Consider the following 9,334-nt stretch of genomic DNA (forward strand, 5'->3'; position numbering starts at 1 on the left):
GGCTGATGTCCACGATCCGTCCGTTCTTTACTCGCAAGCGTTATCAAGCCCACGCCATCTCCTTATTGATGTGTGCACACCCTTGCCTCTTTCGGCTGGTTGATGAGGTGCTCTTCCTGTTTCACTTCCAGCGTTTCGGGTTCGTATAGATCCTTGCAAAGCGTGCGAACTAAAAAACGACTGGACGGTTGTTTTAGATTATACGGTACAATCCCGGAAACGCAATCAATAGTTCACTAGGTGTTTAGTCCCGGCATTTGATGGGGTATTATTATTCTCGGCATGGAGGGATGCATTATGGGACAAATTCTACACGGATGCGCCCGCACGACAGAGGCGGTGCGTCGAGCAATACAAGATAGTCAAGAGAGCCTGAAGGTTCTTGCTCAGCGCTATGGGATCAATCCGAAAACGGTTGCAAAATGGAAGAAGCGGAGCAGTGTTTCCGATCAGCCAACCGGTCCCAAAACGCCTCAATCGACGGTTCTGACAATTGAGGAAGAAGCCGTCATTGTGACCTTTCGCAAGCATGCACTTCTGCCTCTCGACGATTGTCTGTACGCCTTGCAACCGACGATCCCACACCTGACCCGTTCTTCCCTGCATCGCTGCCTGCAACGTCATGACATCAGTCGGCTGCCAGATATCGAGGGCGACAAACCGGTGCGCAAGAAGTTTAAACATTATCCGATCGGTTATTTTCATATCGACATTGCAGAAGTTCATACCGCACAGGGAAAACTTTACTTGCTGGTTGCCATTGACCGCACCAGCAAGTTTGCTTTTGCTCAGTTACATGAGAAAGCAACGCGCCGCATTGCCGCCGATTTTCTCCGTCAGCTCATCGAAGCTGTTCCCTATAAAATCCATACTGTCCTGACCGATAACGGTACCCATTTCACTGATCCCAAAGGCAATGGATGGAGCGTAACCGAAATCAGAGACATGCTTGAGAAAAAGGAACTTTTCCGATACCATGCCTTTGATCTGGCTTGCGCGCAGAATGACATTGAACATCGCCTGACCAAGCCCAGACATCCTTGGGCCAATGGGCAGGTTGAGCGCATGAACCGCACGATCAAGGAGGCGACTGTCAAGCGGTTCCATTATGTCAGTCATGATCAACTCAGGATCCACCTTACAGACTTTCTGAATGCCTACAATTTTGCCCGACGTCTCAAAACTCTGAAGGGCCTTACACCCTACGAATTCATCTGTAAAACATGGACAAACGAACCCAAAAGATTCGGACTTGATCCGATCCAGCAAATGCCGGGACTAAACAACTAGGGGATCCGTTGTGGGCCACCCTGTCTTCGCTGGCCGTCAGCGTGCTGATCGTCCTGCCTTTGATGATGCTGATGCGTGTTCCGGCACCGGCCGTGGGGCTGCGCTGCGGCTCAGGGGCCAGCATGGTGGTGGCTGGGAGGCGTGGTAGGCGTGGCCTATATCACCGCCGCGCTCGTATTGACGCCCAAGCTGGGCGCGGCCAGCTTCATCGTCAGCGTCATTGCGGGCCAGGTGCTGGCTTCGCTGCTGATCGATCACTACGGTTTGATGGGGCTGACGCCCAAGCCTGCCGGGGTGTGGCGGGTATTGCGCTGATCCTGGTGGGAATGGTCGTTGTGCAGATGAGTGGTTCGACAGCGGCTTCTGTGTCCGGCCCTGCGTCTTCCGCCGAACGGTCATGAGAGGAGTTCGCACTGGGCACGCTGTGCAATCAGGAGCTGATGCAGGCCGTCAAGGACATTGCCGCCGACACAGGCCTGGAGCATCGGCCCGTGGCGGACGGACAGCGCGTGGCTGGCATCTACCGGCGCTCCGTCATGCTCGCCAGCGGTCGCTACGCAATGCTTGATGACGGCATGGGGTTCAGTTTGGTGCTCTGGCGACCAATGATAGAGAAGAAACTGGGACAGCAGATTGCGGCAACGATGCGAGGCGGGGGGTATCTTGGGAGATTGGCAAACAGCGTGGGCCGTCCATCGGTTAAAGCACGTCGCATCAATTGGGATTCAATGGTTTCCAAAAGTCTCTGATTCTGATTCTCTATCAAGACAGAGAGGAGATAATAGATGGGAAAACCACATCCACAGGAATTACGTGAGCGCGTATTTGCTTTTGTTCAGGAAGGGCATTCACACCGGGAGTCGGCGCGCCATTCTCGGGTTTCGCCGCGTTTTGTGAACAACATGGTACTTTTATATCGGCGTACGGGCAGTCTTGCGGCAAAGCGTCAGGGTTCCGGGCCAGGCAAGGCCAAGCTGATTGCCCATAAGGACTGGCTTGAGGAGCGTCTTGCAGAGAATGGCGAGATAACACTTGATTAATTGCGTGTCGAACTGGCCGCGCAGGGTGTTGATGTCCATCGGGCGACAGTCGGGCGATTTCTCAAAAATATCAACTACAGCAATAAAAAAACACTTCACGCCAGTGAACAAAAACGGGCGGAAATTGTTCGTCAGCGCCAACACTGGACCCGTCGGCGCAAACCCTTCTTTGATCGGGCAGTAAACCGTCTGGTGTTTATTGATGAAACTTCGACCAACACAAAATTGACAAAACGCACCGGATGGTCGCCAAGGGGAATGCGCTGTCATGCCGACGCGCCGTTCGGGGGCTGGAAAACACAGACATTCATTGCCGGATTACGCTGTGATGGCCTTGTTGCACCATGGATACTTGATGCACCGATGAACCGCCGCTCCTTTGAAATATGGATCAAAACCCAACTTCTGCCCACCCTGTCATCCGATGATGTCGTTATTATCGACAATGTTGCTTTTCATAAAAGCACGCCAGTTTTGGAATTGCTCCGGGAAAAGGGCATATGGCTTTTGTTCCTGCCGCCATACTCCCCTGATCTCAATCCGATTGAATTGGCATATTCCAAACTCAAAGCGCTCTTGCGCAAAAGGGCTGCACGCTCTTTTGATGCCATCTGTGAGGCTCTTGCCGACATCTGTGATCTCTTTACCCCCGATGAATGCCGGAATTTCTTCTCTGCTGCCGGATATGAGGCATATTGAATGCGACACGCTTTAGCCCGCCATGACAGGTTTTATACGCGGGCGTCTTTCTTGAAAAAGTACGACAGCAGTAGTCGCTGCCATGAAGCCGACGGCTGCCCACAGCACGCCGCTGGCCAGTCCGCGATCCAGCAGGAGAGGATGATGAAGCGATTCATAAGGTGATAGCGGACCAATGCATTACATGGACGATGGCCACGGACAATCCAGATGCGTGCAGCAGATGGCAGTTGTCTAGCGCGGTATGGGTTGCTCTTCCCGCTGCGTCATGTCCTCTTTCAGAATGCGCTTGATTTCCAGCACTGCCGCCGCGTCCTGTTGCACGCTGTGTCCTGAAATGATGACTTTCTCGGATTGAGCTCCGGGAAGGTGGGCGCTGCGGTAAGGCACGAGGCCGTCATCGGAATCAACGAGGGCCACTTCGGGGTCAGCCTGGGCCACGATCGAGTGATAGTTCACCTGGGCAGAGATGGGAAAGTCCGCTGCCGCGCGCACGAAAGGATCGTTCTCGTCGAGGTTGTCGACGCTATTGGGGATATGCCCCAGGCTTTCATGGCTGCTGGCCGCCGCATTGGGCACCAGCGTCTGGGCGAGCTCTTCGAGCACCGTAACGGGAAGTCGAATGAAACTTGCCATCCAACGTCCCAGGGGTTTTGCCGCGATTGACGTGCCCCGGTGGGGCGCTGCGATGAAGATGGCGCGGCTGATGTGCGGAAAAGGTTCAAAACGCAGCATCGGATCTATGCGCTCGATCTGCTTCGGTGTTAGCCGACCGCGGTCCCTGGCCAGCTGGACTAGCGACTGATCGGTTGATGACACCATCAACCGCGCGATAACGCCGCCCATGCTATGCCCTATCAGTACCAGGTCGGATGATGCCTGTGCCTGGCCGGAAGGGTCGAAATGCGCCAGCGTATCCCCGAGCGCCCTGCGAATCATCGCGTGGTTCAATGCGATTGGCATGTTGGTGGGATAGTAGACCTGCCAGATCTGGTAATGCTGACGCAGGGCCTCATCGCCCAGGATTTCGTTGGTGAGTTCCACCCAGGCTTCCGGACTGCTGGCCAGTCCGTGGAGCATGACGATGACCCGCCTGTTCGGGTCATAGGGCTGCATCAGGTAGACGTGCGGACGGTCGATTCCACCCTCGCGCCCAAGCAGGCTGCGCAGCGACTGCCGGTTGAAGTTGGCGCGGGCCAGCCACAGTCCGTAGCCGGCGGTGAAATTGGCCGCCAGCGGTACGCGCTGCCCGCGCAGCATGATGGCCGACTCCACATAGGGGTCATGCACCGTCAAACGGACAGTGCGGGTATGCAGCACGCTGTCCAGGTCGTCTCCGTCCGGGTGCAGCAGAATCGTCATGGACGGCGCGGGCATCTCGCTCCAGGGTAGAGGCTGCCGATTGCGTTTGGCCGCTGGACGGCCATCCCGGGTGGGGGCGGAAGTCAGGGGTTCGTCCGGCATGACCGCCACCAGCTCGGCGCCGAAACCGTCGCGCCGGTAGAGGCTGCGCAGTCCGCGGAAAGACAGGGACGAGGCTGGCAGGAGTTCGGCTGGCACCGCCGTACTGCCCGGCAAGCGCGCGCTGCGCATATCCAGCTGCAGCTCCCAGCCTGCAATGTTCCAGCGGGTCTGCGCTGGCAACTGCGTAGACATTTGTTGCCGAACCTCAAACATCCCGGTGGCGGCACGTTCGACCGCATAGTTATACCAATCCCGCACTTGCGTCTGGCGATCCTCGAAGGCTCGCTCCCTAGGCGTATGGTCACCGAAGAACAGGTAGGCATAGGCATAACGAATGGTCTCAAGCCAGGCGGCTTGCTGCTCTGATCCGGGCTTCATGGCCTGAGCCTGTGCCAGCCACAGTTCGGACAGTGCAGCCAGGCGTCGATCCGCGGCAACGCCGGTCACGACGGCCAGGGCCTCGACGCAATCCGCTGAGATCGGTTTTGCGCAAGCCTGCGCATCCAATGCCGCCACCCTGATGGTCTGGGTCGTCGCATCGCTGAGTTTGCCGCGTGTCAGGATATCGCCGCGCTTGAGTTCGATGGCCTCGCCCGCATCCAGTGTATGAACCTCAACCACTGGGCCGAACTCACGCAGGATCGAGCAGCCCCCCAGCAACAGCGGGGCAATGACGAGCCACACTGCCATGCGGCAAGACTGCTGGAACCTCATGGAGATACCTCGTCGGCCGGCACGCCGGGCACACCTTGTCGAATCGACATCGAGAAGTCGTCTCCTGATGCGTCAGAGGCCAGTGCGCGTTCGTTGATGTGCCCCAGTGCCTGCAGTTCTGCGTAGCGATGGCCGGGCGTCAATCCGTGCAGGTCATGGATGTATTCCGCAAAGTGTCCGGACAGCAGCAGGCGATAGTCCATCGGTAATGCGGGCGCAATGAGCCGAGCCAGCTCGAATACGATGGTCGTGCAGTTACTGGTCAGTGTGTTGTAAAAGCGTGGTGTGCGCCGCAGTTCATTGGCCGCGTGCAGATACTCCAGAAACAACGCGCGGACATTCGCCTGACTCATCTGCAACCGATAGAGATAAACATCCTCGCCTCGCGCATTGCTGCGCGTACGCACAATGTCGCGCTCATCGGCGGCTACCAGGATCTGCTCGAACTGACGGAAGAATCCGCCGACCGCCGAGAAGGACTCGTTGCGCTCCTTGCGTATTTCCAGTGAGAACACTACCCGCTCGCCACCGTCGAAGCCGAACGACACCAGTGTGTGCGCAATGTGCGGTCCCATCCAGTAGGAAAGTACCAGGTCGGCACTGCTCAAGCGGTCCAGATCGTATGTGCGGTTCTCCCAATGCGGGGTGTAGTCGGTTTCGCTGCGCCACTCGAAGTTACGTACATTTTTCAGGTGAACGTGGCTGCCGTCGATTCCGGCCTCCAGCAACTGGGCGACATCGTCAGCCCATGCGCGTTGGTGTGATGGCTGCAGCGTTCCCCACCACATGAGCAGGGCTGCCGTTGCGGCCCCGAACACGAATCCGGCGATCCTGCGTGTCCGTCTTTCAAGCAGGCCTGCCAGCGACACTGCGACGGACAGCCCCGAGGCAGACCACGCCAGAGTGGCGATCCAGCGAGCCGCTGAATGTTGCGGCATCTGGTGCCACAGGGCCAGGGTGCCCCACGCAGTCAGCAATAGCACCGCAATGCCGATCACCCGGCGCATGGGGAGGTGCCTGACTTTTTGCGTCACCTTGCTCATCGAGGCTCCAAAAGCTCAAGCAGCAGTTGCCGATGCGCATCCTGTAACTGCACCAGCGCTATGGAAGGGTTGCCCCTGGATAGCATTGACGAGCTCAGCCATAGCAGTGCGGGAGCGAGCGCCAGCGGGAAAAAGTGCTCGGTCAAGACGCCCGGACGAATGATGTCCCGTTCTATGTTGCGTTGGATGATGAGCTGCGCCCGCTCTTTCAGTCCGTGTGCAACTTCGTTGTGCCAACGCTGCACCAGCTCTGGTGTTCTGGCGCTTTCGGCCAGAAGCAGCCGGTAAATCGACATCGTGGCAGGGGAGCTAAAGGTCGCGTATAGGCGATCCAGGTAGACATCGACCAGCTCTGGCAACGTCAGATCTTCATCCGGGAGCCAGCCCTGGGAATCGCAAATCTGCTTTGTCGTACGTTCGAGCAAGGCATGAAAAATTTCTTCCTTGCTTTTGAAGTGGGCGTAGATGCCAGCCTTGGACAGGCCTGCGCATTCCGCCAGGCGCTCCATTGACACGGCGTTGTACGTCCGATCTGCAAACTCGATCAGGGCCGCGTCCAGTATTTCCTCTTTCCTGGCCACTGAAGGCAAGTAGCGGCGCTTGTCTGGCACGTCATTATTTTTCTTGGTTGGCATTCAAAGGCCCCTGTTCTGGATTCTGCTGGATTGTCCCATGGGCTGATCACCGGTTCCACCATGAAAACATGCTCAGCCCAGGCCAAGCAGTTCCAACTTACGGGTATGTAGTGCCTAGGCTGAATCGACATTTACATCCATAGAGTGGCTGCGGCGAGAAATACGAAAGACAGATAATGGCAGGCCTTGCGGTCATATCGTGTGGCCAGCCTTCGCCAGTGCTTGAGCTTGTTGAACGTCCGCTCGACAACATTTCTGTGCTTATAGATTTCCTTGTCGTATTCCCGCTGCTGCTTGCGATTGGACCTTGGTGGAATAACCGCCACAGCCTCCATGGCGGTGATGGCGTCAAGTATTTCCTGGCTGTCATACCCCTTGTCCGCCAGCACATGCGAGGGACGGAAACCTGCGATCAGTTCAAGGCCTTTTGTACAATCGTTACGCTGCCCACCGGTCAAGATCAAACGCAAAGGGCGTCCCAGAACATCGACACTCATGTGGATTTTGGTGCTCAGTCCGCCTCGGGAACGCCCCAAAGCCTCATTCCGGGCCCCCCTTTTCCCGTCGCAGCCTGCTGATGGGCCCGAACAATCGTTGAATCGATCATGAGATATTCATTATCCGGCGCTTCGATGAGAGCATCGAAAATCTCTTCCCACACCCCGGCCTTGGCCCATCGCGTGAAACGCTTATGGACTGTTTTCCACTTGCCGTACCGCTCCGGCAAGTCATGCCAATGGGCACCACTGCGCAAAACCCAAAGCACGCCATTGACAAATTGAAGGTTGTTCTTGCCGCTGCGGCCCCGGTCCCCTTTCTTACCAGGAATGAGGGGTTCAATTCTCCGCCATTGATCGGGACTCAGTTCGTAGCGTTTCATCTCTTCTCCACTGACCGTTAAAACGGCGACAGTGAATCAAAATTGGGCTGCTTTGGGAATCCCTGCAATTAAATGTCGATTGGTCCTAGTTGTTTAGTCCCGGCATTTGCTGGATCGGATCAAGTCCGAATCTTTTGGGTTCGTTTGTCCATGTTTTACAGATGAATTCGTAGGGTGTAAGGCCCTTCAGAGTTTTGAGACGTCGGGCAAAATTGTAGGCATTCAGAAAGTCTGTATGAATAGCCCCTGGAATTGTAGACACCCGGTTTGATCAGATTTTTCGTCTTTCGAATTCGACGGGTGACAACATCCCGTTGGTACTATGTTTGCGCTTCGGGTTGTAGAACATTTCTATGTAATCGAAGACATCCTGACGTGCCTCATCCCGTGATTTATAGACCCTGCAGCGGATGCGTTCGCGTTTAAGCAAGTTGAAGAAACTTTCGGCAACAGCATTGTCATAACAGTTCCCAAGGCGGCTCATACTATGTTCAAGATTGTGCTGACGAAGGAAAGCGGCCCAGTCGATGCTGGTATATTGGGAACCCTGATCAGAATGGATCAGCACCCTGTTCTTTGGCTTTCGCCGCCAGACGGCCATCAGCAAGGCTTGCAGAACAACCTCTGTATCTTGTCGCTGCTTCAATGCCCAGTCAACCACCATGCGGGAATAAAGGTCAATTACGACGGCAAGATACGCAAATCCTTCCTGTGTCTTGATATAGGTGATATCGGTCACCCAAACGGTATTTGGTCTGGCGGTATCAAACTGCCGATCCAGTTTGTTGTCAGCGACGACAGCCGGTTTGCCGCCATATTTGCCGGGACGCTTCTTGTAACCGATCCGGGCGCGTATGCCTGCATTGCGGGCCAGTCGGGCAACACGGTTCGGACTGCAACTCTCTCCCATATCCAGCAGATCATCATGGATTTTGCGGTAGCCATATACCTGACCGCTGTCTTCCCATATCTGGCGAACAAGCGCGGTCTGCCTTTGATCTTCCAGAAACCGGGCGCTGTGTGGTTTCTTCTGCCAGGCATAAATGCCACTGGGATGAACCTGCAAACACCGGCACATGGTGCGCACCGAGTAGACCCGGCGATGCTGGTCAATAAACGCGTACCTCATTTTGCATCCCTGGCGAAGTACGCGGTTGCCTTTTTTAGAATATCGCGCTCCTCGGTGATCCGGGCGAGTTCTTGCTTCAGGCGGCGTATCTCGGATGATTGTTGATCAGCTTCAGCAATCGTATCAGGAGACTTGCTGAACTTCTTCTTCCACACATACAGGGAATGTGTGCTGACACCGAGACGAGCAGAAACTTCCGCTACTGAGTAACCTCGTTCTGTAATCTGGCGAACGGCATTGATTTTGAACTCATCGGTAAAATGACTCTTGGGCATCGTAAACTCCTTGCCTCACTTTATAAGTGATGGGGTGTCTACAATTCCAGGGGCTATTCATCTTGGTCAAGGAGGTCTTCGTAGACACGATGTAACAATAAAACACCCCGCTTGGCTTTCGCCGAGCGGGGTGTTTTGTTTTACGGCTTTGTTATATCTCACAAA

9 protein-coding genes and 2 pseudogenes are annotated in these 9,334 nt (G+C 55.6%); 5 read left to right on the forward strand and 6 right to left on the reverse strand.

What is annotated here, in order from left to right:
- The first annotated feature begins 297 nt into the window (after positions 1–297).
- The 5 genes and pseudogenes from THS27_RS25110 to THS27_RS25125 all read left to right on the forward strand — a co-directional run bounded on the left by THS27_RS25110 (position 298) and on the right by THS27_RS25125 (position 3,029).
- A complete protein-coding gene (locus THS27_RS25110; protein ID WP_040060002.1) occupies positions 298–1,290 on the forward strand; it encodes an IS481 family transposase in 993 nt (330 codons plus the stop codon).
- Between the two features lie 75 nt (positions 1,291–1,365).
- Positions 1,366–1,605: a DMT family transporter gene (locus THS27_RS27260; protein ID WP_256376838.1), complete on the forward strand. Its 240-nt coding sequence runs from the start codon at positions 1,366–1,368 to the stop codon at positions 1,603–1,605.
- A gap of 98 nt (positions 1,606–1,703) precedes the next feature.
- Positions 1,704–1,993, forward strand: a pseudogene (locus THS27_RS25120) (DUF3363 domain-containing protein); the annotation flags it as partial.
- A gap of 82 nt (positions 1,994–2,075) precedes the next feature.
- Positions 2,076–2,330 (forward strand): hypothetical protein, encoded by a 255-nt coding sequence (locus tag THS27_RS27785; protein ID WP_371456291.1) that lies wholly within the window; start codon positions 2,076–2,078, stop codon positions 2,328–2,330.
- A complete protein-coding gene (locus tag THS27_RS25125) occupies positions 2,331–3,029 on the forward strand; it encodes an IS630 family transposase (RefSeq protein ID WP_371456293.1) in 699 nt (232 codons plus the stop codon).
- Between the two features lie 234 nt (positions 3,030–3,263).
- Here the strand turns inward: THS27_RS25125 and THS27_RS25130 are convergent, their stop codons facing one another.
- From THS27_RS25130 to THS27_RS25150, 6 genes and pseudogenes are all read right to left on the reverse strand, one after another.
- Positions 3,264–5,183 carry a triacylglycerol lipase gene (locus tag THS27_RS25130; RefSeq protein ID WP_210403014.1) on the reverse strand — a complete coding sequence of 640 codons (1,920 nt, stop codon included), beginning with the start codon at positions 5,181–5,183 and terminating at the stop codon, positions 3,264–3,266.
- Positions 5,184–5,203: 20 nt separating this feature from the next.
- Positions 5,204–6,250 carry a DUF4105 domain-containing protein gene (locus tag THS27_RS25135; RefSeq protein ID WP_007092104.1) on the reverse strand — a complete coding sequence of 349 codons (1,047 nt, stop codon included), beginning with the start codon at positions 6,248–6,250 and terminating at the stop codon, positions 5,204–5,206.
- Positions 6,247–6,885, reverse strand: coding sequence for a TetR/AcrR family transcriptional regulator (locus THS27_RS25140; RefSeq protein ID WP_085595611.1), 639 nt, complete (start codon positions 6,883–6,885; stop codon positions 6,247–6,249). The genes THS27_RS25135 and THS27_RS25140 overlap by 4 nt, the downstream gene beginning before the upstream one ends.
- Positions 6,886–7,016: 131 nt before the next feature.
- A protein-coding gene (locus THS27_RS25145; RefSeq protein WP_139835745.1) for an IS5 family transposase occupies positions 7,017–7,765 on the reverse strand; the annotation gives its coding sequence in 2 pieces (ribosomal slippage) (positions 7,017–7,435 and positions 7,435–7,765; 750 coding nt in all).
- 85 nt (positions 7,766–7,850) lie between these two features.
- Positions 7,851–7,997 (reverse strand): annotated as a pseudogene (locus THS27_RS26765) (IS481 family transposase); the annotation flags it as partial.
- Positions 7,998–8,036: 39 nt separating this feature from the next.
- A protein-coding gene (locus THS27_RS25150; RefSeq protein ID WP_139835746.1) for an IS3 family transposase occupies positions 8,037–9,169 on the reverse strand; the annotation gives its coding sequence in 2 pieces (ribosomal slippage) (positions 8,037–8,920 and positions 8,920–9,169; 1,134 coding nt in all).
- Positions 9,170–9,334 lie beyond the last annotated feature (165 nt).

This window comes from Thalassospira sp. MCCC 1A01428, from assembly GCF_002115825.1.
In the GTDB taxonomy this organism is placed as follows: domain Bacteria; phylum Pseudomonadota; class Alphaproteobacteria; order Rhodospirillales; family Thalassospiraceae; genus Thalassospira.

What these genes read in the sequence shown, in the direction of transcription:
- THS27_RS25140 (WP_085595611.1), bottom strand. Translation starts at nt 6,885, where the DNA reads ATGCCAACCAAGAAAAATAATGACGTGCCAGACAAGCGCCGCTACTTG.
- THS27_RS25130 (WP_210403014.1), bottom strand. Translation starts at nt 5,183, where the DNA reads ATGGCAGTGTGGCTCGTCATTGCCCCGCTGTTGCTGGGGGGCTGCTCG.
- THS27_RS27785 (WP_371456291.1), top strand. Translation starts at nt 2,076, where the DNA reads ATGGGAAAACCACATCCACAGGAATTACGTGAGCGCGTATTTGCTTTT.
- THS27_RS25110 (WP_040060002.1), top strand. Translation starts at nt 298, where the DNA reads ATGGGACAAATTCTACACGGATGCGCCCGCACGACAGAGGCGGTGCGT.
- THS27_RS25135 (WP_007092104.1), bottom strand. Translation starts at nt 6,250, where the DNA reads ATGAGCAAGGTGACGCAAAAAGTCAGGCACCTCCCCATGCGCCGGGTG.